The organism is Catellatospora sp. KI3, from assembly GCF_029948125.1.
Classification (GTDB): domain Bacteria; phylum Actinomycetota; class Actinomycetes; order Mycobacteriales; family Micromonosporaceae; genus Catellatospora.
The window spans coordinates 26,429-52,907 of record NZ_JASAMB010000027.1 but is presented as its reverse complement, the minus strand read 5'-3'; the positions used below and the strand labels follow the sequence as shown (position 1 = coordinate 52,907).

22 protein-coding genes are annotated in these 26,479 nt (G+C 73.5%); 10 read left to right on the top strand and 12 right to left on the bottom strand.

Annotation, left to right across the window (positions count from 1 at the left end):
* Positions 1-90 precede the first annotated feature (90 nt).
* Positions 91-3,000 (bottom strand): excinuclease ABC subunit UvrA, encoded by a 2,910-nt coding sequence (uvrA, locus tag QEZ54_RS31250; protein ID WP_281308345.1) that lies wholly within the window; start codon positions 2,998-3,000, stop codon positions 91-93.
* 317 nt (positions 3,001-3,317) lie between these two features.
* Between uvrA and QEZ54_RS31245 the strand changes: the two genes are divergently transcribed.
* Positions 3,318-3,989 (top strand): hypothetical protein, encoded by a 672-nt coding sequence (locus tag QEZ54_RS31245; protein ID WP_281308344.1) that lies wholly within the window; start codon positions 3,318-3,320, stop codon positions 3,987-3,989.
* Positions 3,990-4,142: 153 nt separating this feature from the next.
* Here the strand turns inward: QEZ54_RS31245 and rsgA are convergent, their stop codons facing one another.
* Together rsgA and QEZ54_RS31235 are read right to left on the bottom strand one after the other, a co-directional pair.
* Positions 4,143-5,204, bottom strand: coding sequence for a ribosome small subunit-dependent GTPase A (rsgA, locus tag QEZ54_RS31240; protein ID WP_281308343.1), 1,062 nt, complete (start codon positions 5,202-5,204; stop codon positions 4,143-4,145).
* Between the two features lie 195 nt (positions 5,205-5,399).
* Entirely contained in the window at positions 5,400-5,597 is a 198-nt protein-coding gene (locus tag QEZ54_RS31235; RefSeq protein WP_281308342.1) for a hypothetical protein, read from the bottom strand.
* A 185-nt stretch (positions 5,598-5,782) separates the two neighbouring features.
* Between QEZ54_RS31235 and QEZ54_RS31230 the strand changes: the two genes are divergently transcribed.
* Together QEZ54_RS31230 and QEZ54_RS31225 are read left to right on the top strand one after the other, a co-directional pair.
* Positions 5,783-6,640 (top strand): helix-turn-helix transcriptional regulator, encoded by an 858-nt coding sequence (locus QEZ54_RS31230; protein ID WP_281308341.1) that lies wholly within the window; start codon positions 5,783-5,785, stop codon positions 6,638-6,640.
* 19 nt (positions 6,641-6,659) lie between these two features.
* A complete protein-coding gene (locus QEZ54_RS31225) occupies positions 6,660-6,866 on the top strand; it encodes a DUF397 domain-containing protein (protein WP_281308340.1) in 207 nt (68 codons plus the stop codon).
* Positions 6,867-6,927: 61 nt separating this feature from the next.
* On the opposite strand, the gene QEZ54_RS31220 is transcribed toward QEZ54_RS31225, so the two are convergent.
* The 4 genes from QEZ54_RS31220 to QEZ54_RS31205 form a co-directional block, all read right to left on the bottom strand.
* Positions 6,928-7,758, bottom strand: coding sequence for an ATP-binding cassette domain-containing protein (locus tag QEZ54_RS31220; protein WP_281308339.1), 831 nt, complete (start codon positions 7,756-7,758; stop codon positions 6,928-6,930).
* Positions 7,755-10,727: a hypothetical protein gene (locus QEZ54_RS31215; protein WP_281308338.1), complete on the bottom strand. Its 2,973-nt coding sequence runs from the start codon at positions 10,725-10,727 to the stop codon at positions 7,755-7,757. Before QEZ54_RS31215 ends, QEZ54_RS31220 begins: the two co-directional genes overlap by 4 nt.
* Positions 10,724-13,783: a hypothetical protein gene (locus QEZ54_RS31210; protein WP_281308337.1), complete on the bottom strand. Its 3,060-nt coding sequence runs from the start codon at positions 13,781-13,783 to the stop codon at positions 10,724-10,726. Before QEZ54_RS31210 ends, QEZ54_RS31215 begins: the two co-directional genes overlap by 4 nt.
* A 249-nt stretch (positions 13,784-14,032) precedes the next feature.
* Positions 14,033-15,079, bottom strand: coding sequence for a hypothetical protein (locus tag QEZ54_RS31205; protein WP_281308336.1), 1,047 nt, complete (start codon positions 15,077-15,079; stop codon positions 14,033-14,035).
* A 131-nt stretch (positions 15,080-15,210) separates the two neighbouring features.
* Here QEZ54_RS31205 and typA point away from each other — a divergent pair, with 131 nt between their 5' ends.
* Both typA and QEZ54_RS31195 read left to right on the top strand, forming a co-directional pair.
* Complete coding sequence (gene typA / locus QEZ54_RS31200) at positions 15,211-17,073, top strand: translational GTPase TypA (protein WP_281308335.1); 1,863 nt, start codon at positions 15,211-15,213, stop codon at positions 17,071-17,073.
* Between the two features lie 75 nt (positions 17,074-17,148).
* Complete coding sequence (locus QEZ54_RS31195) at positions 17,149-17,814, top strand: lysoplasmalogenase (RefSeq protein ID WP_281308334.1); 666 nt, start codon at positions 17,149-17,151, stop codon at positions 17,812-17,814.
* Here QEZ54_RS31195 and QEZ54_RS31190 read toward each other — a convergent pair.
* Together QEZ54_RS31190 and QEZ54_RS31185 are read right to left on the bottom strand one after the other, a co-directional pair.
* Positions 17,811-18,755 (bottom strand): transglycosylase SLT domain-containing protein, encoded by a 945-nt coding sequence (locus QEZ54_RS31190; protein ID WP_281308333.1) that lies wholly within the window; start codon positions 18,753-18,755, stop codon positions 17,811-17,813. The two genes, QEZ54_RS31195 and QEZ54_RS31190, sit on opposite strands and share 4 nt — an antisense overlap.
* Before the next feature lie 61 nt (positions 18,756-18,816).
* The gene (locus QEZ54_RS31185; protein ID WP_281308332.1) at positions 18,817-19,488 is read right to left on the bottom strand and encodes a hypothetical protein; all 672 of its coding nucleotides are present in this window, start codon (positions 19,486-19,488) and stop codon (positions 18,817-18,819) included.
* A 61-nt stretch (positions 19,489-19,549) separates the two neighbouring features.
* Here QEZ54_RS31185 and QEZ54_RS31180 point away from each other — a divergent pair, with 61 nt between their 5' ends.
* The 3 genes from QEZ54_RS31180 to QEZ54_RS31170 all read left to right on the top strand — a co-directional run bounded on the left by QEZ54_RS31180 (position 19,550) and on the right by QEZ54_RS31170 (position 22,325).
* Positions 19,550-20,380, top strand: a complete 831-nt coding sequence (locus tag QEZ54_RS31180) for a serine hydrolase (protein WP_281308331.1) — start codon at positions 19,550-19,552, stop codon at positions 20,378-20,380.
* 107 nt (positions 20,381-20,487) lie between these two features.
* Positions 20,488-21,564: a dipeptide epimerase gene (locus QEZ54_RS31175; protein WP_281308330.1), complete on the top strand. Its 1,077-nt coding sequence runs from the start codon at positions 20,488-20,490 to the stop codon at positions 21,562-21,564.
* A 38-nt stretch (positions 21,565-21,602) separates the two neighbouring features.
* Positions 21,603-22,325 (top strand): C40 family peptidase, encoded by a 723-nt coding sequence (locus QEZ54_RS31170; protein WP_281308329.1) that lies wholly within the window; start codon positions 21,603-21,605, stop codon positions 22,323-22,325.
* Here the strand turns inward: QEZ54_RS31170 and QEZ54_RS31165 are convergent.
* The 3 genes from QEZ54_RS31165 to pnuC form a co-directional block, all read right to left on the bottom strand.
* The gene (locus QEZ54_RS31165; protein ID WP_281308328.1) at positions 22,309-23,313 is read right to left on the bottom strand and encodes a TerC family protein; all 1,005 of its coding nucleotides are present in this window, start codon (positions 23,311-23,313) and stop codon (positions 22,309-22,311) included. The two genes, QEZ54_RS31170 and QEZ54_RS31165, sit on opposite strands and share 17 nt — an antisense overlap.
* Positions 23,314-23,554: 241 nt before the next feature.
* A complete protein-coding gene (locus tag QEZ54_RS31160) occupies positions 23,555-24,634 on the bottom strand; it encodes an AAA family ATPase (RefSeq protein ID WP_281308327.1) in 1,080 nt (359 codons plus the stop codon).
* Complete coding sequence (gene pnuC, locus QEZ54_RS31155; RefSeq protein ID WP_281308326.1) at positions 24,631-25,272, bottom strand: nicotinamide riboside transporter PnuC; 642 nt, start codon at positions 25,270-25,272, stop codon at positions 24,631-24,633. The genes QEZ54_RS31160 and pnuC overlap by 4 nt, the downstream gene beginning before the upstream one ends.
* Positions 25,273-25,328: 56 nt before the next feature.
* On the opposite strand from pnuC, the gene QEZ54_RS31150 reads away from it, so the two are divergent.
* Both QEZ54_RS31150 and QEZ54_RS31145 read left to right on the top strand, forming a co-directional pair.
* On the top strand, positions 25,329-25,625 hold the full coding sequence (locus QEZ54_RS31150; RefSeq protein WP_281308325.1) for an antibiotic biosynthesis monooxygenase family protein: 297 nt from the start codon (positions 25,329-25,331) through the stop codon (positions 25,623-25,625).
* Positions 25,625-26,365 (top strand): alpha/beta fold hydrolase, encoded by a 741-nt coding sequence (locus QEZ54_RS31145; RefSeq protein ID WP_281308324.1) that lies wholly within the window; start codon positions 25,625-25,627, stop codon positions 26,363-26,365. The genes QEZ54_RS31150 and QEZ54_RS31145 overlap by 1 nt, the downstream gene beginning before the upstream one ends.
* Positions 26,366-26,479: the final 114 nt, after the last annotated feature.

Sequence of the window (26,479 nt, the reverse complement as noted above, 5' to 3'; positions counted from 1 at the left end):
AGGTCGCCTTCCTGTGAGGGGTCTGAAAGGCAACCTACCCGGCGTCTCTGAAATTTAGCTGCGAATTCAACTACTTTGCGAAAGGGCAGCTCAGGCGGCCTGCGCCTGCTTCGCCCGGCTGGCCTTCTTCGCCCGCGGCGCGGGTGTGACCGGGGCGGCCGCCTTGAGGATCGGCGCCAGGAACTCGCCGGTGTGGCTGCCCGCCACGGCGGCGATGTCCTCGGGCGTGCCGGTGGCCAGCACCGTGCCGCCCTTGTGGCCGCCCTCCGGGCCCATGTCGATCAGGTAGTCGGCCGACTTGATCACGTCGAGGTTGTGCTCGATGACGATCACGGTGTTGCCCTTGTCGACCAGCCCCTGCAGCACCAGCAGCAGCTTGCGGATGTCCTCGAAGTGCAGGCCGGTGGTCGGCTCGTCCAGCACGTACACGGTGCGCCCGGTGGAGCGCTTCTGCAGCTCCGAGGCGAGCTTGACCCGCTGCGCCTCGCCGCCGGACAGCGTCGGGGCGCTCTGCCCTAGCCGCACGTAGCCCAGGCCGACGTCGACCAGCGTCTTGAGGTGCCGGTGGATCGCCGGGATCGCCTCGAAGAAGGCGGCGCCCTCCTCGATCGGCATCTCCAGCACCTCGGCGATGGTCTTGCCCTTGTAGTGCACCTCCAGGGTCTCCCGGTTGTACCGGGCGCCCTTGCACACCTCGCACGGGACGTACACGTCCGGCAGGAAGTTCATCTCGATCTTGATGGTGCCGTCGCCCGCGCAGTTCTCGCAGCGGCCGCCCTTGACGTTGAACGAGAACCGGCCCGGACCGTAGCCGCGCACCTTCGCCTCGGTCGTCTCGGCGAACAGCTTGCGGATGTTGTCGAACACGCCCGTGTACGTCGCCGGGTTCGACCGCGGGGTGCGCCCGATCGGCGACTGGTCCACCCCGACCACCTTGTCCACGTGCTCCAGGCCGGTGACCCGGGTGTGTCGGCCGGGCACCATCCGGGCGCCGTTGATCTGGTTCGCCAGCACCGTGTACAGGATGTCGTTGACCAGCGTCGACTTGCCCGAGCCGGAGACGCCGGTGACGGCCGTGAACTGCCCCAGCGGGAAGGCCACGGTCAGGTTGCGCAGGTTGTGCTCCCGCGCCCCGACCACGGTCAGCTCCCGCCCCGGCGTACGCGGCCGCCGCGTCGCGGGCACCGCGATCTCCCTGCGGCCCGACAGGTACTGCCCGGTGATCGACTCCTCGCTGACCAGCAGCTTGTCGTAGGTGCCCGAGTGCACGATGCGGCCGCCGTGCTCGCCCGCGCCCGGACCGATGTCCACGATCCAGTCGGCGGTGCGGATGGTGTCCTCGTCGTGCTCCACCACGATCAGGGTGTTGCCCAGGTCGCGCAGGCGCACCAGGGTCTCGATCAGGCGGTGGTTGTCGCGCTGGTGCAGGCCGATCGACGGCTCGTCCAGCACGTACAGCACACCCACCAGGCCGGAGCCGATCTGGGTGGCCAGCCGGATGCGCTGCGCCTCGCCGCCGGACAGCGAGCCCGACGGGCGGCCCAGCGACAGGTAGTCCAGGCCCACATCCACCAGGAAGCGCAGCCGGGCGTTGATCTCCTTTAGCACCCGCTCGGCGATGAACCGCTGCCGGTCGTCCAGCACCAGCGCGGCCAGCGCCTCGGCGGCCTCGCCCACCGACAGCGCGCACAGCTCGGCGATGTTGCGCCCGTCCAGGGTCACCGCGAGCACCTCGGGCTTGAGCCGGGTGCCGTCGCAGACCGAGCAGGGCACCTCCCGCATGTAGCCCTCGTACTTCTCCCGCGACCACTCGCTCTCGGTGTCGGAGTGGCGGCGCTCCAGCCACTTCACCGCGCCCTCGAACTCGGAGTAGTAGGAGCGCTCGCGGCCGTACTTGTTGCGGTAGCGCACGTGCACCTGGTTCTCGGCGCCGTGCAGGATCACCTTCTGCGCCTTGGCCGTGATCGCCCGCCACGGGGTGTCCATGTCGAAGCCGTACTTGTCGCCCAGGCCCTCCAGCAGCCGGGAGAAGTACTCCATGGTGTGCCCGCCCGCCCACGGCGCGATCGCACCCTCGGCCAGCGTCTTCTCCGGGTCCGGCACGACCAGCTCCGGGTCGACCTCCTTCTTGGTGCCCAGGCCGGTGCACTCCGGGCACGCGCCGTAGGGCGAGTTGAAGGAGAAGACGCGCGGCTCCAGGTCCTCGATGCCCAGCGGGTGCTCGTTCGGGCAGGCCAGGTTCTCGGAGAACTTGCGCTCCCGGTGCTCGTCGTCCTCGGGCAGGTCGACGAAGTCCATGATCACGATGCCGCCGGCGAGCCCCAGCGCGGTCTCGACCGAGTCGGTCAGCCGCTGCTTGCTGCTCTCCTTGACCGCGAGCCGGTCGACGACCACCTCGATGGTGTGCTTCTGCTGCTTGGCCAGCTTCGGCACCTCGGTCAGCGAGTGCACCACGCCGTCGACCCGGGCGCGGGCGAAGCCGCGGCTCTGCAGGTCGGAGAAGAGGTCGAGGTACTCGCCCTTGCGGCCGCGGATCACCGGCGCCAGCACCTGGAACCGGGTGCCCTCCGGCATCGCCAGGATGCGGTCCACGATCTGCTGCGGGCTCTGCCGGCTGATCGCCTCGCCGCAGGTCGGGCAGTGCGGCTGGCCGACGCGGGCGAACAGGAGGCGAAGGTAGTCGTACACCTCGGTGATGGTGCCGACGGTCGAGCGCGGGTTGCGCGAGGTCGACTTCTGGTCGATCGAGACCGCGGGGCTCAGGCCCTCGATGAAGTCGACGTCGGGCTTGTCCATCTGGCCCAGGAACTGCCGGGCGTACGACGACAGCGACTCGACGTAGCGCCGCTGGCCCTCGGCGAAGATCGTGTCGAAGGCCAGGCTCGACTTGCCCGAACCGCTCAGGCCGGTGAACACGATCATCGCCTCGCGCGGCAGGTCCAGGCTGACGTCGCGCAGATTGTGCTCGCGCGCCCCACGAATGATCAGTCGATCGCTCACGGAAGGCTCTCCCCCACCACGGTTGCTCGGAAGTGTTACCAATGAATGCGCCCCGGGGGACGCCCGAAAGTCACAGCACCGGACAAAGCTCTCAGCAGTACGCGCGCAGCCGCGCGCACCTGCGCGGAGCTCACGCGGACTGCAGGGCAGTCGAGTGCCTGGGCAACTCTAGCCCCGCCCTCCGACAAGTTCGCCACGCGCCACGAACACACGTGCTAACCCCGGCGAGTCCCCGGTCACGGCCGGGTCCGGGTCGGTCGGCGGCTTCAGTCATACACCTTGGAGGACGCCCGGCGCGCGCGCTAGCATCCGCGACCGTGACCGACGTGACCAGCGCCTCAGCCCTCGACGACCCCGCCGGCCAGGCCGGGCCGGTCTGCGTCATGTGCCACCACCTCCCGGCCGCGCCCGCGACGGTGTACCAGGTCAGCGGCGTGCTGGTGTATCTGCGCTGGAACCGCGAGCGGGGGCCGTTCTGCCGCGACTGCGGCACCGCGCTGTTCCGCGACGCCACCGCGCGGTCGCTGAGCGGGGGCGTCTGGCACTTCCTGTCCCCGGTGCTGGTGCCCGTGGTGCTGGCCCGCAACCTGGCCGCCCGGCGCGAATTCACCCGGTTGGACGAGCCCCGCCCGCACCCGGTGGCGGCCGCGCCCAACCACCGGCCGCTGGTGCCGGGCCGCCCGGTCATGCGCCGACCCGCCTCGTGGCTGGCGCCGGTGCTGCTGGCGGCGCTGGTCGCGCTCGCACCGCTGACGGCTGGTCCTGGCGGCCAGCGGTACGACCAGGTCGGCGGCTGCGTGTCCCGGTCGACGCCGCTCGGCAGGTACGACGCAGTCCGCTTCGTCTCGTGCGCCGACAAGCACGACGCGCGGATCGAGGCGGTGGTGCCGGACTGGACGGGGTGCCGGGGCCACGAGTACGTCACGGACGGCAGCCGCTTCTACTGCATCACCGAGGACCGCCCGGGGCTGACCCCGCCACCCAGCTGACACAGCCACCCACCGGTCCGGCCGCGCACCCCGCCCCGCTCCGCCCCGCCCCGCCTTTTATTGACGCTGGCCTATCCAGAGGACGACTTCGGCGTGTCGCACTTCTAGATAGGCCAACGTCGATGCCATGCCACTGGATAGGCCAGCGTCAATTCAGAGGCGGAAGCGGGGTGGGCGGTCCCACCGGCGGCCGCGGCGGCGGGCGGCCGTGGCGATCCGGTCCTCGCGCCGCCTCGACTCGTACGCCAACTCGCGCTGCAGCTTGCACCAGCTCTCCCAGCGGCGCCCGGTGAGCGCCCCGTCGGCCAGCGCCTCCCGCACCGCGCACCCCGGCTCCTCGCCGTGCGCGCAGTCGGCGAACCGGCACTCCGCGATGATCGCCAGCACGTCGGAGAACGTCTGCTCCAGCCCGACCTCCCCGTCGAGCAGGCCGACCCCGCGGATGCCGGGCGTGTCCAGCACCGCCCCGCCGCCGGGGACCGGCATCAGCGCCCGGTACGTGGTGGTGTGCCGCCCCTTGCCGTCGACCCGCCGGTTGGCCTGGGTCGTCATCACGGTGGCGCCGAGCAGCGCGTTGACCAGCGTGGACTTGCCGACGCCGGACGGGCCGAGCAGCCCGAGGGTGCGGCCGGGGGCCACGTACGGGGCGAGGGCGTCCATGCCGTGGCCGTGCTCGGCGCTGATCGGCAGGACCGGCACGCCGGGGGCCAGTTCGGCGAGCTGGTCGGCCAGCGCGGCCGGGTCGGCGACCAGGTCGGCCTTGGTCAGCACCAGCACGGGCTGGGCGCCGGACTCCCAGGCCAGGGCGAGCAGGCGCTCGACGGTGGCCGGTTCGGGGCCGGGGTCGAGCGAGGCGACCACGGCGACGGTGTCGAGGTTGGCGGCCAGGACCTGGCCGGTGGAGTCCTTGCCCGCGGTGCGGCGGATGACGGCGCTGCGGCGGGGCAGCACGGATTCGATGGTGAGCCGGGCGTCGGGCCAGTGGCGTAGGGCCACCCAGTCGCCCGCGCAGGGCAGCGCGACGGGGTCGGCCGCGGCGGCGAGCATGGCCGGGCCGCCGAGGCTGGCCCGTACGGTGCCGGCCGCGGCGAGCACGGTGCAGACGCCGCGGTCGGCGCGCACCACCCGGCCGGGTTCGTGGTCGGGCCGGTCGAATAGCGGGTATGCGGAAGCGAAGCGGTCGTCCCAGCCGAGGGACGACAACGAGACGGTCATCTGCGATGTCCTTGCCTTGCGGGTGCGGGAAGCGGGGTCACGCCACCCGATCAGGTGGCGTGCTGGATACCTCGACAGTCATGGCGCCACCTCCTCAAGGCCGTCGTCTCGGTCGGCTCGGCGAGCCGGTCTCACGTACTGGCCGCCACGCTACGCGCACCGGCGGCCGGGTGCCACGGATTATCGCCGCGCAGGTCAGGCGCTGGGCGGGGCGTCGGCCGCGGTGGAGCGCCCGGCGACGGCGAGGGTGCCGAAGGCGTACCGGTAGTCGGCGCAGTGGTGGCGGTGGCAGATCGGGCAGCCCGCCTCCGGCGCGGCCGGGTCCGGGGTGTGGTCGCGCAGCATCCGCCGGTAACCCGCAGCCTGCGAGTCTGAGATTCGTCCACTGTGCACGTCGGCCTCCCGGTGCGCCGTCCCGGATTCCAGATTCGCACGTGCGAGTTTCAGGTTCAAGGTTGCGCGCGGGCCAACTGTGGCAGGTCGCCGACATCCAGTCGGCAAGCGCGCACAGCAGGTCTTGCCGGGCTCGAAGCGGCCGCACCAGACTGGGGCGAACTGATCGTCATCGAAGGAGGGTCATGGCCACCTCGGGCACGTCACTGCGGCGCAGAAGGCTCGGCGTCGCGCTGCGGGAGTTGCGCGAACGCGCCGGGATGACCCACCAGCAGGTGGGGCCGGTGCTGGACTGCTCACCGTCGAAGCTGAGCCGGATCGAGAACGGCGAGGTGGGGGTACGCCGCGGCGACCTGCTCGCCCTGCTCGACCTGTACGGCCTCGCCGACGCCCTACAGCGCGACGAACTGACCGAACTGGCCCGCGAATCCAAGCGCCGCGGCGGCTGGTGGCTCAAGTACGGCGACCTTTCGGCGCCCTTTCTGAAACTAATTCAGCTCGAATCCGAGGCGGCCTCGATTCGGGGCACGGATCTACTGCTAGTCCCGGGTCTGCTGCAGACCGCCGAATACGCGAGAGCGCTGATAAGGACCGCCGTTCCCGATGACGAGGAGGAGGTCGAGCGGCGGGTGCGGATCCGGCTCACCCGCCAGGAGATCCTGCTGCGGCCGGACCCGCCGGAGCTGTGGGTGATCCTCGACGAGGCGGCGCTGCACCGCCGCGTGGGCGGCTCCGAGGTGATGAGCCAGCAGCTCAAGGCACTGGTCGCGGCGGGCGACCGGCCGAACGTGACCATCCAGGTGCTGCCCTTCGAGCACGGGGAGTACGAGGCGATGCCGGGCTCGTTCCGGGTGATGCGATTCGCCGATCCGCGTGATCCCGACACGGTCTATCTGGAAGGATATGCGGGCGCGGTCTACCTTGACGACGCTCGCGACGTACGGCGATATAGTCTGGTCTTCGACCATCTCTGCGCTGTGGCATTGAGCCCGCAATCGTCACGGCAGCTACTGCTCCGTATAGCGCAGAATCACGTTGAGTAGGGCATAAGGAGCACGCGCGATGCGCGATGTGGAATTGACGGACGCGACCTGGCGCAAGAGCACCCGCAGCGGACCGAACGTGAGCGACTGCGTCGAGATCGCCGAGTTGCCGGCCCTCGTGGCGGTGCGCGACTCCAAGGATCCGGCCGGACCGGTGCTGCGGTTCTCCTGGGACGAGTGGCGCACCTTCGTGGCCGGGGCCAAGGCCGGGGACTTCGACCGGTAGCAGCGGCAGCCGAGGGCACCTTCCCGGTCGCGATGCGGCGGGAGGTGCCCTCGTCGGCGTCTCAGGACTGGTCGAAGAGGAGGCTGAGGCGGTTGTCGGACTGCTCGACCACGAGCAGCGTGCCCGGCGGGACCGTCTCCAGCACCTCGGGCGGCAGCTGGACGGTGCCGTCGCTGGCGACGACGGCGAACTCGCGGCCGTCGCGGCCCTCGGCGCCGACGCGGCCGTCGCGGATGGTCACCGCGCGGCCCAGCCGGGCGCCGACCTCCGGGTCGTGGGTGACCGCGACGATGGTGGTGCCGCGCTCACGGTTGACCGTGTCCAGGGCGTCGAGCACCTCGTCGCGGGCGGACCGGTCCAGGCGGCTGGTCGGCTCGTCGACCAGCAGCAGGCCGGGCGAGGCCGCCACGCCGACCGCGATCGCGGCCCGCTGCGCCGCACCCGGAGCCAGGTCGCGCACCCGGCGGTGGCCCATGCCGACCAGGCCGAGCAGCGACAGGATCCGCTCCGGCGGCTCCAGGTCGGCCGGGCGCACCTGGGCGGCCCGCCGCTGCGCCAGCCAGATGTTGGCCGCGACCGTGGCGTACGGCAGCAGGTTGCGCCGCGCCCCCTGCAGCACCACGCCCAGGTCGGTGCCGCGCATACGGGCCAGCTCGGCCTCGCTGATCCGGCCGATGTCGGTGGCGCCGATGCGCACCTGCCCGGCGCTGGGCCGCATCAGCCCCGACAGCAGGGCGATGAGCGTCGACTTGCCCGAGCCGGACGGGCCGACCAGGGCCAGCCGCTCGCCCGCCGCGATGTCGAGGTCCACGCCGGACAGCGCCACCACGTCACCGCCGCTGGACCGGTAGATGTGCACGACCCTGCGGCACCTGACCGCCAGACCTGTCACTGGTCCGCTCCCTCACTCTGCGCGCGCACCAGGTGCGTCGCGATCCAGCACCCCAACAGCAGCACCGCCGCGGCCGCCGCGACCGGCCCGGCGACCACGCCCGGCCGGGGCAGCGCCGGGGCGGGGAACGACGGATCACCGTCGGAGAAGACCGGCAGCACGTCGCGGGCCAGCGCCCAGGCGGCCGCCGCCGCGGCCAGGCCGGTCAGCATCGCCACCAGCGCCAGCGCGCACCGGCTGCCGGTGGCCACGGTGCGCAGCGTCCGGGCGCGCAGCCCCTGCAGGTTCAGCACCGACAGGCCGCTGTCGCCGCCGGGCCGTTCGAACGTCGCCAGCGCCGCCAGCCCGGCCGCGGCCAGCAGCACCGAGATCGCGGACACGGCCAGGCCGAACCACAGGCCGAGCCGGGGCGCCACGCTGATCTGGTCGCGCCGCTGGGCCACCGTGTAGTGGTCGAGCACGGTCAGCCCCGCCTCGTGCAGCCGCGCGATCGCGTCCGGCGGGGCGTCCGCCGACAGCCACACCTCGGTCGCGGTGAGCGTCACGCCGCGGCCCAGCACCAGGTCGGTGTAGGTCAGGTCGATCAGGGCGCCGTACGTGCCGAAGCGCGGCACCGAGGAGGTGCGGGCCGCCTCGGCGATCGGGATCTCCAGGCCGCCGGTGGCGGTGAACCTCTGCACCGCCAGCGGCCGGGTCACCAGCAGCGGCACCGGGCCGGGCAGGATCGCCGCGACCAGCCTGGTGTCGGGCAGCACCGCGCCGTCGGCCGTCATGGTCAGGCCCTCGGCGGTACGGCTCAGCTTCACCACCGGCCGCGCCGAGCTGGACTGCGGCTGGGACCACCGCTCCAGCCGCGACAGCTCGTCGGCGCTGAGGGCCACCTGCCCGTCCTGGTCCCGCAGCGCCCCGATGGTCAGCGTGAACCGGGTCTGCCCGGTGCGCTCCGGCACCACCGACAGCTCGTCGAGCCGGCACGGCGCCACGCCGCAGCCCTCGGTCGGCACGGTCAGCCGGTGCCGGCCGGGACGTACCTGCACCAGGCGCGCCTCCACCCGCCGCAGCGCGTCGGCGCTGACGAACACCAGCCGCACCTGCAGCGTGATCTCCGGATCGGGCGAGGTCACCGCCACGTCGACGTCCAGCGAGTCCGCCTTGACCAGCATCCGGTCCGGTTCGACCGGGTGCAGCAGCCGGGCTGCCTCGGCGGGGCCGACGGTGGCATCCTGCGGCCAGTTGGCCACCTTCGGCAGGCGCGCGCTGTCCACGGCCATCATCAGCTGCATGCCGCTGTTGCGGTAGTGGGACACCGCCATCGCGTAGTCGCCGCGCGGGTCCACCCTGGCCACCGCCGCCAGCAGCAGCGGGGCCGTGGTGTCCTGCACCCGCACCACCTCGGCGGCACCGGTCTGCACCCGGGCCCGTTCGGCCCAGGCCCGGCCGGAGGTGTCGTACGCGGTGAGCACGAAGCCGAGCAGCCCGAACGCAACCGTGATCAGCACGACCAGGCGGGCGGCCCCGGGCACCCGGGCGATCGCGAAGGCGCCGAGGCTGGTGCGCAGGCGTCCGCGCCGCAGGCTGGCCCAGGCCAGGCGGACCGCCTGCGCGGGCAGCACCCGCGCCGCGACCAGGCCCAGCCCGAGTCCGAAGCAGACCGGCGCGAGCAGGCCCAGCCCACCGGCGCTGCCCGCCACCGCGGCCTGGTAGCCGGCCAGCGCGGCCAGCGCCCCGACCGCCACCTCGACGGTCGCGGCCACCCCGGCCCGGCGGGGCGCCCGCAGCCGCCGCAGCAGCCCCAGCACCGGCGTACGCAGGGCGCCGACCTGGGCGAAGGCGCCCGCGAGCAGCGCCCCGAGCACGGCGACGGCGGCGTACTGCAGCGAGCGGGTGCCCAGGGCGACCTGCGCCTGCGGCATCACCGAGGCGAGCACGGCCTTGGTGCCGAAGTACCCCAGCAGCAGCCCAGGCCCGGCCGCGGTCAGCACCGGCAGCGCCACCTCGGCGAAGGGCAGTGCCCAGCGCAGCCGCCACGGCGTACCGCGCAGCGCGGTCAGGCCCAGCTCCTCGCTGCGCCCCTCCACCGCCGCGGCGACGACCAGGAACAGCACGAACCAGCACAGCAGCACCAGCGGCAGCGCGGCCACGGTGACGCTGTCGGCCAGCAGGCTCTCGCCCTGGGCGATGCGGGCCATCAGCGCGGGGATCTCGGTGACCGTGACGAAGTTGCCCGCGGTCAGCTCGACCCGGGACTGGTTCAGGCCCGCGATGAGCCGCTCCGGATCGGCGTACGCCCCGGGCGGGGCGATCAGGTCGACCGTCCGGGTGACCAGCTCCCCCGTCCGCATCACGGTGCGGTCGGTGGTGAACATCGGCGACGACTCGCCGCCGAGCAGGCCGGCCCGGCCGGCCCAGTAGGCGTCGGTCGACGAGGGCGGCGCGAACGTGCCCACCACCGCCAGCGGCAGCCGCTGGTCCCGCCGGTCGCCGGGCGAGAACTCGACCGTCGCACCGGGCTTGAGCCCGAGCCGGGCGGCCAGGTCGTCGCGCACCACCACCTCGTCGTCGGCGACCGCGCACCGGCCGGCGCTGATGGTGAGCTCGCGGCAGGCGCCGCCCCGCGACACCAGCCAGGCGTCGGCCCTGACCGGATCGGCCCCGGCCGCCGCACCGGGCGGCTGGACCAGCGCCTTCCCGGCCACCTGGAGCCCCGCCACGGTACGCAGCCCCGGCACGTACGGCAGCCGCGGTGACTTGGTGCCCTTGACCTCTTCCTCGTCCACCATGCGCTGGCCCGCGACGACCCGCTCGACCACCGGGGCGTCGGTGACCTGGGCCAGCCGCAGCGCCTGCGCGGCGGCGTCGTGGTACACCGGCCCGCCGGTCGCGGCCGCGGCCGCGGCCAGGGTCAGCAGCAGCGTGATCAGGGCGGCCGCGCGCCGTTCGCGCAGCATGCTCCACAGCAGCCCGGTCACCGGACCTCCTCCAGGTCGAGCCCGTCCACCCGCGACAACCGGCCGCCGGTCCACAGGGCCGCCCCGACCAGCACGGCCGCGGCGGGCAGCAGCACCGCGAGCAGCACCAGCGGCGTCGGCGGGCCGCCCGACAGCGGTCGGACCGACCACACCGGCACGGCCACCAGCGCGCCCGCCACCGCTGCGGCCGCCACGACCAGCGCGTAGCCGGTGCGGGTGGCCGCGCGCACCGCCCGCTGCGGCACGCCCTGGGTGCGCAGCGCGGCCAGCTGCGCCCCGCGCCCGCCGGAGTCCACCGCGGCCACCAGCGCCACCGCGACCAGCGCCAGCACCAGGGCCAGCAGCGCGGCCCCGAGGTGGAACCGGGCACCGGGCCCGGTCCGCAGCGCCAGGCCGCGCTCGACCAGCTCGTCGACGGCGACGGTCGAGACGGTGACCAGGCCCGCGGCGCGCAGCCGGTCGAGGGCGTCGGCGGGGGCGTCGGCGGCCAGCCATACCTGCAGGTCGGCGATGTTGTCGGAGGTGTCGGCGGCCCGGTCGGCGGCGGTCAGGTCGACCAGTACGCCCTCGGTGCCCACACCGGGCAGCTGCGGCGCGGTGCCGACGATGTCGATCGGCCGGGGCAGCGCCCCGAATGCGCTGGCACGTACCAGGGTCCCGTCCTGCTCCACCGAGGGCGGCCCGGCCACCAGCACCGGCAGCGGCAGCGCGGTGTCGGAGGCCTGGATCCGGATGTCCGGGTCGGGGTGGCGCGGATCGGCGGGGAAGTACCGCAGCGACAGGCCCGCGGCGCTGGGCTCCAGCAGCGTCCCGGACTCGGCGCCGACCTCGGTGCGGAACCGGGCCGGGGCGCTCATGCCCGCCTCGTCGAGCACGACGGCGTCCGGGGCGTGCTGCAGGACGCGGTGGAAGACCACGTCGTCGGGCGAGAACGGGAAGCTGAACCAGGCCAGGCGGCAGCCGCTCCCGCTCGCGCAGGCCGGCACGGGCAGCCGGTGCTCGCTGCGGCCGGGCACCGGGTCCAGCCGCGCGACGACGGCGAGCTGCTCGCCCGCGGGCCCCTCCAGCACCACCGTCACCAGCACGGTCGCCTTCTGGCCCACCGGGACGGTCACGTCCAGCCCGAGTTCGGCGCCGGTGATCCGGATCGGTTCGTTGGCGCGCGGGCTCAGCCGCTGCGCCGCCTGCGGCGCGGGCTGGGTGGCGGCGGCGGGCCAGTGCGCGACGGCGGCCAGCCGCGAGGTGTCCACGGCGACGGTGGTGCCGGAGGAGCCGCGCTCGCGGGCGGCGGCCATGGCCCACCGCCCCGCCGGGTCGGCCTGGCGTACCGCGTGCAGCAGGGCCGAGCGCGAGGCGGCCCGGACGGTCACCACCCGCTCGGCACCGAGCTGGAGCCGGGCCTGGTCGGTGACGGTGCCCCGGGTCGCCTGCCAGGCCAGGGCGGCCTGCCCCAGCAGCGCCACCACCACGACGACCAGCGCGACCAGGCGGTCGGTGCCGGGGCGGCGGGCGACGTACAGCGCGGCCAGCGCCGCACCGGGGCGGCCGGTACGCAGCAGGGCGGTGCCGACCGCCGCCGCGAGCGGGCGGACGACGCGGGCCAGCAGCAGCCCGGCGGCCACGGCGAGCAGGGCGGCGGCCAGCGCGGGCAGCACCGTCCCGGCGTCGTCGACCGCACCGTCGGTCGAGGGCGCGCTCTGCGTCAGCGCCGCGACGGCGAGCACCACGGCCAGCACCTCGACCGTGCCCGCGACCCGGCCGCCGCGCCGGGCGGGCACCTCGCGCAGCGCGTCGAGCACCGGGCCCGAGTGCACCCGCAGCTGCGCCACCACCGCGCCGAGCAGCACCGCCGCCGCCACGATGCCCGCCGTGGCCAGGGTGGCCGGGTCCAGCGGCACGCTGTCGACCTGATCGAGCGCCAGCCAGGCGAGCACCCGGACGAGCAGCCAGCCCAGGCCGAGGCCGAGCGGCGCGGCGGCCAGCAGCACCAGCACCGCGGGTCCGGCGGTCAGCGCGATCCGGGTCCGCCTCGGCGCGCCCCGCAGCCCGCCCATGGCCACCTGGGTACGCCGCTGCGCGGCCGAGTAGACCAGGCCCAGCAGCAGCACCGCCCAGGCGACGGCGACCAGCTGCCCGGCGCCGATCAGCACCGGGGCGGGCAGCGCGGCCTGGCTGGCGCGTACCCGGCGCAGCAGGTTGTAGACCCCGTCGCGGACGGTGTAGCCGGGTCCGGGCGCCGACCTGGCCCCGGTCGGGCGGCTCAGCTCGTCGAGCACCGCCGGGGTCAGCCGGGCGGGGGTGAGGAAGTCGACGGTGGCGCTGACGGTGACCGGGCCGAGCTGGTCGATCGTGCCGGCGACGGTGTAGACGGGGTTCTGCGGCCGCAGCGGGATCGGCGTCAGGTCGGCCCGGCCCGCCCAGTACGGGTCGGCCAGCGGCGACGTGCCGTCGGGTGCGCGGTCGGGGTCGTAGACGCCGATCACGCGGACGGCGCGGGGGGTCAGGTCGGACAGCCGGTAGCTCAGCACCGCGCCCACGTCCACGCCGAGCGCGGCGGCGGTCGGCGCGGACAGCGCCACCTCTCCGGCCTGACTCGGACAGGCCCCGCGCAGCACCAGGTGCGCGCAGAGGCCGTCGCGGGCGGCCAGCGCGGCGACGACCGTCCTGGCCTCCGCCGCCGTCCCGGTCGCGGGCGTTGCCACGGCCGACGGCGCGGTGCCGGTCGGCGCGGGTGCCGGGGCGGTCGAGACGGTGCCGATGACGTACGCGCCGCGCACCTCGGTCAGCCCCGGGCGCGACAGCAGCGGGCCGACCTCGCCGGCGGCCACCCCGGCGGCCGAGGCGGCGTCGGGTTTGGCGTCGATCTCGGCGGTGGTGGTGATCGCGTGCTCGGCGGCCGAGGCACCGGCCGCCTCGACGGCGACCGCCTGCGCGGTGGCCGCCGCGGTGTACAGCGGCCCGGCCGCGGCGGCGGCCACGACCAGGATGCCCAGCAGCGCCAGCAGCGCCGTCTCGCCGCGGCGCTCCCGCAGCGCGCTCAGTATCAGCCGACCCATGCCACCCTCTGCCACCCGCGACCTGTGCCCCCGCCGCGACGAGTCGCCGCGCGACGCGTCACCGCGATAGGCGATCAAGGCGGGGCCCTTGGTTGACCAGGACGAGTGTTTATGGCCACCCGGACGAGGTCACTCGGCCGTACACCCCACGCGGCCTAGTCCGAACGGCCGACAGGCCGACGCGAAAGCGCGCCTCGGGCAGGGTGGGCAGCGGCAACGCCTCGCTCAAGCAGTCGCAGCGCTCCTCGCTCAGCGGTCGAAGCGGGGGAGGTCGTAGCGGTTGAGGTCGTAGCGGCGCAGCAGGGTGAGCAGCCGCGCGGCGTCGGCAGTGGCCAAGTGACCACTGCGGGCCAGCGCCGACACGAACCCGTCAGGGTCGGCGGGCGGGCTGCCGCCCAGGCGGTCGGCCAGCAGCCGGGCCTGGTCGAGCAGTGCCTCGCGCGGCGAGCGGTAGGCGCGCAGCCCGTCGCGGCAGCCCAGGGCAAGGGCGCCGGGGCCGTCGGCGCAGCCGCGCCGGAACAGGGCATAGTCGGCGTACCCGGCGGACCGGCCCCAGCCGCTCAGGTCGGCGGCCTGCGCCAGCAGCACCGACGCGGGGACCCCGGTGGCGCGCGCCGCCGCCCGGGCCGGCGCGGCGAGCTCCCGCGCGAAGGCGGCCGCCCCGGCGGGCAGCGGCCGGGGCGGCTCCTGGCCGCACCAGGGCAGCCGGGGCGGGTGCGGTGACCAGCGCACGTATGCCTGCGCGACGTACCGGCCGGGCCGCAGCCGCAGCCACACCCGGTCGCGCCGCCCGTCGCCGACCGCCTGCCCCCACACCTGGCAGGCCACGTTCAGCCAGGCCCGGTCGGCGAGCGCGCCCACCCGGGCGTGCCCGGTCCCCGGGCCGGAGCGGACGTTCAGGCTGCTGCCGCCCGCCGCCACCCGGGCGGTCGCGGCCTGCCCCGACTCCGCGCACCAGGCGAGCCGGTCGGGTATCGCCGCCCGGCCGGGCGACCAGGCCAGGAAGGCGTCCGGCACCAGCCCCCCGTCGACCGCCACCCAGTACGCGCTGGTGCGCAGCGGTCCGGTCAGCCGCTGCCCCCAGACCCGGCAGCGCGGCGCGAGCGCGGTCCCGTCCGCCAGCCGGGCGGTCACCGGGCGGTCGACGGCGGGACCGGTGCGCACGGCCAGCACGCCGCCCTCGGCGTGGACCCGGGCCGCGGGCGGGGGCGGTTCGGCGTGCGCCGTGGCGGGCAGGAGCAGCGCCGGTGCGAGCAGAGCGAGCAGTAGGCCGGTCCGGGGGGAGTCAAGCGGCATGTCCGGTACAACCCCGTTGCTCCGGCCAGGCCACCTGCTGTCCCCCCGCCAGGGGTCGCCCGAACGGTGACCTCGGACACGCGATGCCCCCCGAGCACGGTATTTGATCAAGAATGCCGGAGAATAGAGGCATGCAGACCCGCCCCGATCTCCGTAATGTCGCGATCGTCGCCCACGTCGACCACGGCAAGACCACGCTCGTCGACGCCATGCTCAAGCAGGCCGGCGCTTTTCACGCCCGCGCCGAGGTCGCCGACCGGGTGATGGACTCCGGCGATCTTGAGCGGGAGAAGGGCATCACCATCCTCGCCAAGAACACCGCCGTCAAGTACGTCGGCGCCGACGGCGACCAGGTCACCATCAACATCATCGACACGCCCGGCCACGCCGACTTCGGCGGCGAGGTCGAGCGCGGCCTGTCCATGGTCGACGGCGTCGTCCTGCTCGTCGACGCCTCCGAGGGCCCGCTGCCGCAGACCCGGTTCGTGCTGCGCAAGGCGCTCAAGGCCCGGATGCCGATCATCCTGGTCATCAACAAGGTGGACCGGCCCGACGCCCGGATCAAGGAGGTCGTCGACGAGACGTACGAGCTCTTCCTCGACCTCGACGCCGACGAGTCCCAGATCGACTTCCCGATCGTCTACGCCTGCGCCCGCGACGGCATCGCCTCGCTGACCCAGCCGGAGGACGGCAAGGTCCCCGCCGACAGCGACTCGCTGCAGCCGCTGTTCCAGACCCTGCTCGACGCCATCCCGGCGCCGACCTTCACCGAGGGCGCGCCGCTGCAGGCGCACGTCACCAACCTCGACGCCTCGCCGTTCCTGGGCCGGCTCGCGCTGTGCCGGGTGCGCCAGGGCACCATCCGCAAGGGCCAGACCGTGGTCTGGTGCAAGACCGACGGCACCCAGCAGAACGTACGCATCTCCGAGCTGCTGATGACCGAGGCGCTGGAGCGCAAGCCGGCCGAGGAGGCGGGCCCCGGCGACATCGTCGCCGTCGCCGGCATCTCCGACATCATGATCGGCGAGACGCTGGCCGACGCGGAGAACCCGATCCCGCTGCCGCTGATCACCGTCGACGAGCCGGCCATCTCCATGACCATCGGCACGAACACGTCGCCGCTGGTCGGCCGGGTCAAGGGCGCCAAGGTCACCGCGCGCATGGTCAAGGACCGGCTCGACAAGGAGCTGGTCGGCAACGTGTCGCTGCGCGTGCTGCCGACCGAGCGCCCGGACGCGTGGGAGGTGCAGGGCCGCGGCGAGCTGGCGCTGGCCATCCTGGTCGAGCAGATGCGGCGCGAGTCGTACGAGCTGACCGTCGGCAAGCCGCAGGTGGTCACCCGGGAGATCGACGGCAAGCTGTGCGAGCCGGTCGAGCGCCTGACCATCGACGCGCCGGAGGAGTACCTCGGCGCGATCACCCAGCTGCTGGCCACCCGCAAGGGCCGGATGGAGCAGATGGTCAACCACGGCACCGGCTGGATCCGGATGGAGTGGCTGGTCCCGGCCCGCGGCCTGATCGGCTTCCGGACCGAGTTCCTGACCGACACCCGCGGCACCGGCATCCTGCACCACGTCTTCGAGAAGTACGAGCCGTGGTTCGGCGAGCTGCGCACCCGCAACAACGGCTCGCTGGTCGCGGACCGCTCCGGCGTGGTCACCGCGTTCGCGATGACCAACCTGCAGGAGCGCGGCACGCTGTTCGTCGAGCCGACCGTCGAGGTGTACGAGGGCATGATCGTCGGCGAGAACTCGCGCTCCGACGACATGGACGTCAACATCACCAAGGAGAAGAAGCTCACCAACATGCGGGCTTCCACCTCCGACGAGACCGAGAAGCTGATCCCGCCGCGCAAGCTCTCGCTGGAGCAGGCGCTGGAGTTCTGCCGCGAGGACGAGTGCGTCGAGGTCACGCCGAGCGCGGTCCGCATCCGCAAGGTCATCCTCGACCAGACCCAGCGCGGCCGCCTGGCGGCCCGCCGCAAGCACGCCTGACCCACCAGGTCAGGATCTGTCTGAAGGTGAAGGGGTGCTGCTAAGCTGCGGCACCCCTTTCCTTTGGAGATCCACATGCGCGCTGACCGGCTGGTCCTCGCCCTCTTCGGCCTGGACGCCGCGCTGAACATCATCGCCGCGGGCACCGAGAACAAGGCCCTCGACTGGGCCACCAAACCCATCCTGATCCCGCTGCTGGCGCTGTGGTTCTGGTTCGCGTCCCGGCAGCAGGGCCGCAAGGCCACCCCCGGCATCCTGGCCGCGCTGGCCTTCTCCACCCTCGGCGACATCGCGCTGCAGAACGAGGGCACCGCCTGGTTCATCAGCGGCATGGTGCTGTTCCTGTGCGCGCACGTCTGCTACATCACCACGTTCGTACGCAACGGTGCCCTGAGCCGCCTGCGGACCATGCCGATGCTGCTGGTCCCGGTCGGCTACCTGGTCTTCCTGGTCGGCGCGCTGGCCTGGCTGTGGCCCGCGCTGACCGAGGTGGGCCTGGCCGTGCCGATGGCCGGGTACGGGCTGGCGCTGACCGGCACCGCGGCCCTGTCGTCGGCGTTCGGCTGGCGCACCGCGCTGGGCGGCGGCCTGTTCCTGCTGTCGGACCTGCTGATCGCGGTACGCGTCGCCGACGCGTTCACCATCCCCGGCCCGCCGATCTGGGTCATGCTCACCTACGCCCTGGCGCAGTTCCTGCTCGCCTGGGGCTGGCTGGACCGGCAGGCCCGCGCGGCCGCCTAGCCCGAGAACTGCCCCATCAGCGCCCGGACGTTGCCCACGTACTGCGGGTTCGGGTAGAAGACGGTGTCGCCGTCGGTCGCTTCGCGGTCGACGGCGCCCTGCCCGTAGTTGTACGCGGAGATCACCGCGTTGAGCAGGCACCACTCCTTGCTGTCGGCCACCGCCGGGTCGCGGGCGCAGTCGGACTCGCGCAGCGTGTAGTCGACCGGGCAGGGCGCGGGCGCCGCCGACGGCGAGGCCGACGGGTCCGGGTCCGGCTCGGTGCCGGTGTCGCAGGTGCCGAAGTCGTACCGGTCGCCGAAGTACTTGATCAGCCACTGCAGGTACGCCGAGCCGAGCATGGTGTTGCCCGACAGGGTGTGCAGGTCCTCGTCCATGGTGAACTGCGAGGCGTCGTTGAGCCAGTCGGCGGTCACCGGCATCACCTGCATGGTGCCGACGCCGCCGTCGCAGGCCACGATCGTCGACTGCCAGCCGCTCTCCTGCCTGGCCACCGCCTTGATCAGGCTGGTGGGCAGCGTGACCGCCGACTTCGTCCAGTAGCGCCGCGCGGCCGCGGCCTCCAGCGCCGCCTCGACCTGGTCCTTCGGCGCGTCGGTGCCCTCGTGGTAGGGGCAGGCCTTGCCCGACGGCAGCGGGGCCGGAGCCGGCGGCGGCGCGGCCGGACCAGCCGGTTTGGTCGGTCGCGGCGTGGGCTTGGGCTGCGGCTTGCGCGTCGGCGACTTCGACGGCTTCGGCTTGGCCGACGGGCTCGCACTCGGCGACGGACTCGCCTCCGGCGTGCGCGACGGCTCGCCGGGCAGCACCTCGGCGGCGGCAGCCGGCGGCGGCTCGGCGGTACGCGGCGGGTCGCCGCCGTCCAGCACGATCGCCGTGCCCGCGATCAGCACGCCCGCCACCGCGAGCCCGCCGAACAGATAGTGGACGCGCGTCATCCGCATGAGCCCTCCCCATGGTCCCAGGCCGGAGCCTAACCGACCACGGAGAGGGCCGCAGCCCGGGTCAGAGCTGCTCGGTGGCGCCGATGCAGAGGTAGTCGTAGGTGGTCTTGCTGCCGCCGTAGCGCGACTCGCGGTACTCCTCCACCGTGGCGATGGAGTCGCTGGGGCACTGGTCCTCGCTCTCCACCACCTTGGTGACGACACCGTCGTTGCTCTTGGAGCAGTCGACGAAGGTCACGTCGCCGCCGGCCGTCGCGCGTACGCACTGGCCGACCTTGCTCGAGTCGCCGCCGGTCGCGATCCCCACGACGATCAGGCCGAGCACGGCCAGCGGGACCAGTGCGCCGACGATGGTGGGGCGCAGGTAGATCGGGCGGCCCGCCGGCCACGGCGCACCGGACCAGCCGTCGGGTGACGGGACCGGCGCCGCCATCTTGTTCAGCTTGAGCCGGCCGAACAGGTTGTACAGCAGGATGAACGGGGTGATGACGAACGACGCCCAGCCCCACCAGCCCTGGATCATGGTCCGGCTGGTCATGCTGCGGAACACGGCCAGGCCGCAGTCGCGGCAGTAGACGCCCTTGTTCTTGAGGAACGACATCAGAATGATCATGCCGCGGTGGCCGCGGAAGGTCATCGGCGCCGCGGGGCTGCAGCCGCAGTTCTCACAGGCGTAGGTGCGGTCGACGGCCGCCACCGGGGCCGACAGGTGCGGAGGGATCAAGTCAGTCACGGCGGCGCACTCTACAAGCCGCGGCCCTCGCGTGTCGCCCCGCTCTCAGTAAGCTCCGAGCATGTCCACTGTGCAGTCGTTCGAGCAGGAGTTGGCGGCGTTCCCGGGGACGGCCTCGGTCTGGTTCGGGCCGGTCGGCGGCCCGGCCGCGTACGCCCGCGCCGAGCACGCCCGGCACTACGCCGCGAGCACCATGAAGGTCGGCGTGATGGTCGCCGCCTGGCGCGCCGCCGAGGCGGGGTCGCTCGACCTCGACGCCCCGGTGCTGGTGCACAACGAGCACGTCTCCACCGCGCCGGGCGCGCCCGCCTACCGCAACGACCCGGAGTACGACAGCGACGAGGCGGTCTGGGCCCGGCTGGGCGAGCAGGTGCCGCTGCGCTGGCTGGCGACCAGGATGATCGTGAAATCGTCCAACCTGGCCACCAACCTGGTGCTGGCCGCACTCGGCCCCAACGAGTCGGCGTTCGCGCAGGTCAACGAGGTGTGGCGGCTGGCCGGGGCGGTCGGCGCGCACACCGACCGCGGCATCGAGGACTACCCGGCCCGCGACGCCGGGATCAGCAACGAGGTGACCGCCGCCGACCTGGCCGCCCTGTTCGGCGCGCTGGAGTCGGGCAGGCTCGCCTCGCCCGCCGGGTCGGCCCAGATGATCGACGTCCTGGCCGCCCAGGAGTGCCGCGACGACCTGCACCGGGGGCTGCCCGCCGACGCGCGGGTGGCACTGAAGAACGGCTGGGTGCCGCGCGAGCGCCACAGCAGCGCGATCGTATATCCGGCCGGCGCGCAGCCGTACCTGCTGGCGGTGTGCACGACCGGTGACCTGTCCGACGAGCAGGCCTGCGACCTGCTGGGGCGGATCGCCGCGGCCAGTTGGGCCGAGCGCGGCTAGCGACCGGCGCCGATGGAGGGCCCCGTTCGACAAAGGGGCCCTTCACCGTACGAGTCGTTACCGAAGAATTCTTTCGCAAGGGCTGGCCGCAGGTTATCGTCTGGGGCGTGTCGATCATCGAGGTCCGCACCCGCACCGTCTCCGCGCCGCTGCACACGCCGTTCGTGACGGCGCTGCGCCGCGCCACGTCCGTCGAGACCCTGCTGGTCGAGATCGTCGACAGCGACGGCGTCTCCGGCTTCGGCGAGGCGCCGCAGGTGTGGGCGGTGACCGGGGCCAGCATCGCCGGTTCGCAGGCGTGCGTCGAGCAGGTGCTGGGCCCGCTGCTGATCGGCCGCGACCCCGACGACCTGGCCGCCCGCTGCCGCGAGGCGGCGCGCGCGGTGGTGGGCAACGAGGCGGCCAAGATGGCCGTGGACGTCGCGCTGCACGACCTGGCCGCGCGCCGCCTGGGCATTCCGCTGGTACGGCTGCTCGGCGGCACCGCCCTGCGGGTCCCCACCGACGTGACCCTCGCCGCAGGCGAGGCCTCGGCGCTGGCGGCCACCGCGAAGCAGCGCACCGCCGAGGGCTTCACCGTCATCAAGGTGAAGGTGGGCACCGACGCCGCGGGCGACCTGGCCCGGATCCGGGCCGTGTGCGGTGCCGTCGACCCGGGTGTGAAGGTCCGCCTGGACGCCAACCAGGGCTGGACCCCGCGCGACGCGGTGCGCATCATCAACCGCATCGCCGCCGAGGACCTGCCGGTCGAGCTGGTGGAGCAGCCGGTGGCCCGCGCCGACCTGGACGGGCTGGCCTGGGTCAGCGCCCGCGCGGACCTGCCGATCATGGCTGACGAGTCCGTCTTCGGCGTACGCGACCTGGTCGAGGTGATCCGGCGCCGCGCCGCCGACCTGGTCAACGTGAAGCTGGCCAAGTGCGGCGGCCTGAGCACCGCGCGCACGCTGCTGGAGCTGGCGGCCGCGCACGGGCTGGGCACCTGCGTCGGGTCCATGATGGAGGGCCCGGTGGGCATCGGCGCCGCGGCCAGCCTGGTCGCGGCCCACCCGACGACCGTGGTGAGCGACCTGGACGCCGGCTGGTGGCTGGCCGGCAGCCCGGTGGTCGGCGGACCCCGCTACGACGGGGCCGCCGTGGTCCTGCCCGACGCCCCTGGACTGGGCGTGTCCGGCGCGGCACAGTGACGACAGGCGCAGTGACGAGGCGATTCGAGGTGGCGGCAATGATGAACGCGACGGTGGCGGCCCCGGTGGCGACGCTGTGGGCGCGGCCGGACTCCCCCCGGCCGGGACTGGACGCGGCCGCGCTCGGCCCGTGCAGCAGCCCGAGATCCTGGGTGGACGGGCTCGACGACGCCGGGCGGATGTACACCGGCATCCTCACCCAGCTGCTGCACGGCGAGCCGGTGCTGATCGAGGAGGTGCGCGACGGCTGGGCGCGCGTGGTGGCCACCGCCCAGCCAGCCGCCAAGCTCGACCCCCGCGGCTACCCCGGCTGGCTCCCCCTGGACCAGCTCACCGTCCGCGACGGCGACCCCGCGACGGCCTTCGACCCGGCCGCGGCGGTGCCGGTGGCACGCGCCTGGCTGGGCGTGCCGTACGTGTGGGGCGGCTTGTCGCCCTACGGCATCGACTGCTCGGGGCTGGTCCACCTCGCGTTCCGGCAGGTGGGGGTGGTGCTGCCGCGCGACGCCGACGACCAGTTCCACGCCGCCGAGCCGGTCGAGCTGGGCCAGGAGCAGCCGGGCGACCTCTACTTCTTCGGCGGCGAGCAGCGGAGCTCGATCACGCACGTCGGCTTCGTCACCGCCCCGCCCGCCGACGGCGGTCGCCGCATGCTGCACGCATGCGGCGACGGCGGCCGGGTGGTCGAGGAGGTCATGCCCGCCCCGCGCGTGGCGACGCTGGTCGGGGCGGGCCGGGTGCGGCTCAGCCCACCGGCGTAGGCGTCCGCTCGCTGGGCTTCGGCTCGCGCGAGGACTTGATCAGGCTGGCCACGGTCGCGACGGCGAGGATGCCCACGATCACGCTCAGCGAGACGCCGATGCTGATGTGCGGCACGCTGGTGATGGGCTCCCCGCCGTTGATGAACGGCACGTTGTTGCCGTGCAGCGCTTCCATGATCAGCTTGACGCCGATGAAGCCGAGCACGGCGGCCAGGCCCAGCGACAGGTAGACCAGCCGGTCCAGCAGGCCGCCGAGCAGGAAGTACAGCTGACGCAGGCCCATCAGCGCGAACACGTTCGCGGTGAAGACCAGGAACGGCTCCTTGGTCAGGCCGAAGATGGCCGGGATGGAGTCCAGCGCGAAGATCAGGTCGGTGGTGCCGATCGCGATCATGACGATCAGCATCGGGGTGAACATCCGCTTGGCGCCGACGTGCGTGGTCATCCGGGCGCCGTCGTACTCCTTGCTGATCGGCAGCACCCGGCGGCTCCACCGGATCAGCGCGTTCTCCTTGAAGTCCGACTCGTCGCTCTCGCCGTGCCGGGTCAGCTGCCACGCGGTGTAGATGAGGAACAGGCCGAACAGGTAGAAGACCCACACGAACCGCGACACCAGCGCCGCGCCCGCGGCGATGAACGCACCGCGCATCAGCAGCGCCAGCACGATGCCGATGAGCAGCACCTTCTGCTGGTATATGCGCGGCACCGCGAACCGGCTCATGATGATCACGAAGACGAACAGGTTGTCCACCGACAGGCTGTACTCCGTCACCCAGCCGGCGAAGAACTCCTGCCCGTACCGCGAACCGTAGTTAAGGAAGATCCAGCCGCCGAAGACGCACGCCAGCAGCACATAGAAGACGACCCAACCGGTCGCCTCCTTCATGGAGGGCTCATGCGGGCGACGCCCGATGATCAGCAGGTCGACGGCGAGGAGTGCGGTCAACCCGATGAGGGTTGCCGCCCAGACCCACGTGGACACGTTCACAGACAGACCTCCGGTCGGCATCAATACCTTTGCCCCGGAGGTCTCTCCCGCCACCGGCCACGATCCGGCCGGTGACCGACGGCGCCGGGATCACACCAGGCGCACTGCCCGGGGGGAGCCGTGTTGACGACACCGTCGCGAGGGAATACTCCCCTCCCGCTCTTCCCTATTGTCTACCACGCGAACCCGCAAACCCCTGCCGGGTCGCCCGGACGGTCGACCCCGCAGCTCAGATGATCGGTCAGCCGAGCGGGTCGGCCAGCGCCCACCCGCCGCCGAGCAGCCGCGCGCAGGCTGCCACCGCGGTGTCCAGCCGGGCCTGGTGCGGGCCGGTCAGCTCCACCACCGGCACCCCGGAGTCGGCCAGCACCTCGCGGAACCGCCCGGTCATCCAGGACCGCAGGTGTTCCCCGTCACGCAGCCCGTCGTCGTGGAACGGCACCCCGGCGTCGGAGGTCAGCAGGTACAGGTCGGGCCGCCGGGCCAGGGCGCGCACCTGCTCCGACGAGCCGCCCAGGTAGCGCTCCTCCCACACCGCGGTCGCGCGGGCGTCGGTGTCGCAGAACAGCAGCGGCGAGCCCTGCCCGGCCGCCGCATCCTCGGCCGCCGACTGCGCCCGGGCCACCTCGACGAAGTCGGCCCGGTCCCAGACCACGTCGAAGACCGTCGCCGCCGGGTCGACCGCCCGCAGCGCGCCCAGCTTGCGCTCGGTCAGCTCCCGGCCGTACTCGGGCACCCAGCGGGTACCCGCCCAGCTGCCGCCCCGGGCGCGGTAGTGCCCGGCCAGCGCCGCCGCCATCGTGGTGGTGCCGGTCGACTCCGCCCCGACCACCACCACCCGCCGCGCGAACCAGGCCCGCACCGGCGGCGACAGCCGGTCCCAGTGCGCCACCGGATCGGCGCGCACCGCCGACCCCGACACCGGCACCGCCGAGCGGTCCGGGTCGACCGGCACGTGCACCGCGTCGAAGCGGCGGGCCAGCTCGTCGCCGTACCCCTCGGAACTGAAGACCGCGTCGACCCGGCGGTGGCCGACGGCGTCGCGGAACACCGCGCAGTGCGCCTCCCACACCGCCGGATCGGCCAGGTCGACCCGGGTGTCGTCGTAGCGGCCCGCGAAACCCACCCAGGGCGTGTCGGCGTGCTCGGCGCGCAGCCAGTCCAGCCGCAGCTCCAGCGGGATCGACTCGACCCGCGCCGGGGCGACCACCACGGTCACCTCGGCGCAGGCGGCCGCGGCCGCCCGGATCAGATGGTGGTGCCCGGCGTGCGGCGGGTAGAACTTGCCCACCACCATCCCGTGGCCGAACCGTGCGCTCACGCCGGCACCGCCACCGCCGGGCGCGACCGCAGCGCGCCGCGCCAGGCCCGCAGCCCCGCCACGCACAGGCCGAGGAAGACGACGTACAGCACCGCGGTCAGCCGCAGGTCCTTGTACAGGTACAGCGGGATGTAGACGAGATCGGCGACGATCCACACCAGCCAGCTCTCCACCTTCTTGCGGCACTGCAGGTAGGTCGCGGCCAGCGACAGCACCGTCGTGCCCGCGTCGGCCCACGGCACGGTCGAGTCGGTGACCCGCGTCAGCAGCAGCCACAGCCCGGCCGTGCCCGCCACCGACGCCGCCGCCAGCCAGCCCCACTCCGCCGCCGAGGTGCGCGACACCACCAGCTCCCGGCGGCGGCCGCCGCCGTAGAGCCAGTGCCACCAGCCGTAGAGGCCGAGCACCACATAGACCAGCTGCAGCCCGGCGTCGGCGTACAGCGCGGAGTCCCAGAAGACGACCAGCAGCAGGAGGACGTTGAGGATGCCGACGGCCCAGTTGGCGATGTGCTCGCGCACCAGCAGCCAGACGTTGGCCACGCCGGTGAGGAAGCCGAGCACCTCCGCCCAGGTGACCTCGGTCGTGCCGAGCGTGAACGCGGGCTGGAGCAGCAGTTCGGCGAGGCGGTGCAGCATGCGGACACCTTAGGACCCGGCGCCCGGAGCGGGGAAGGTCGTGCGAGGATCGCCTCATGGTGCTCGAAGTCGCCCTGATCGAAGTCCAGCCCGGCCGTGAGGACGAGTTCGCCGCCGCGTACGCGAAGGGGCACGAGGTGCTCGCGGGCACCCCCGGCTGCCGCGGCGTCCGGATGACCCGCGGCATCGAGTCGCCGTCGCGCTTCGTGCTGCTGGTCGAGTGGGAGACCGTCGCCGCGCACGAGGACAACTTCCGCGCCACCGAGCGCTTCACCACCTGGCGCGGCCTGATCGGCCCGTTCTTCGCCGCCCCGCCGGTGGTCGAGCACTTCACGGACGTCCCGCACGCCTGATGCCGCGCCGTAGCCTGACCACCACCGACGGGGTACCGGTCGACGCCTGGCACGACCCGGGCGACGCCGACCTCGCGGTGGTGCTCGCGCACGGCTTCACCGGCTCCTGGCAGCGCCCGGCCGTACGCCGCGCCGCCGCCGTCTTCGGGCAGGTAGGCGGCGTGGTCAGCTTCGACTTCCGGGGCCACGGCGCCTCCGGCGGCGAGTCCACCGTCGGCGACCTCGAGATCCACGACCTCGACGCCGCGGTGGCCTGGGCCCGCGAACTCGGCTACCGCCGCGTCGTCACGGTCGGCTTCTCCATGGGCGCCTGCGTCGCGATCCGGCACGCCGGCCTGCTGCGCGGCGTCGACGCCATCGCGGCCGTCAGCGGACCCGCCCGCTGGTACTACAAGGGCACCCCGCCGATGCGGCGCGTGCACTGGGTGCTGGAGCGGCGGCTGGGGCGCCTGGTCGGGCGGATGGCCTTGAAGACCCGCATCGCCTCGGGCGGCTGGGCGACCGAGCCGGTGCAGCCCTGGGCGGCCGCGGCGCTGATCTCGCCGACCCCGCTGCTGGTGGTGCACGGGGACGCCGACGCGTACTTCCCGGTCGAGCACGCCCACCAGATCTTCGACTCGGCCGCCGAGCCCAAGGAACTGTGGCTGGAGCCCGGTTTCGGCCACGCCGAGAACGCCGCCTCCGACGAACTGCTCACCCGCATCGCCACCTGGCTCACCACCCACACCCCCACCCGCTGACCCGCCCCGCCCCGCCCGCGCTGCGGCCTGGGCGTGCAGTTTCGGGGAAAGTGCACGAATCTTGGGCGTCTTGGCTGCAGTTTCCCCCGAAACTGCAGCCGAAGGCCTCAGCGC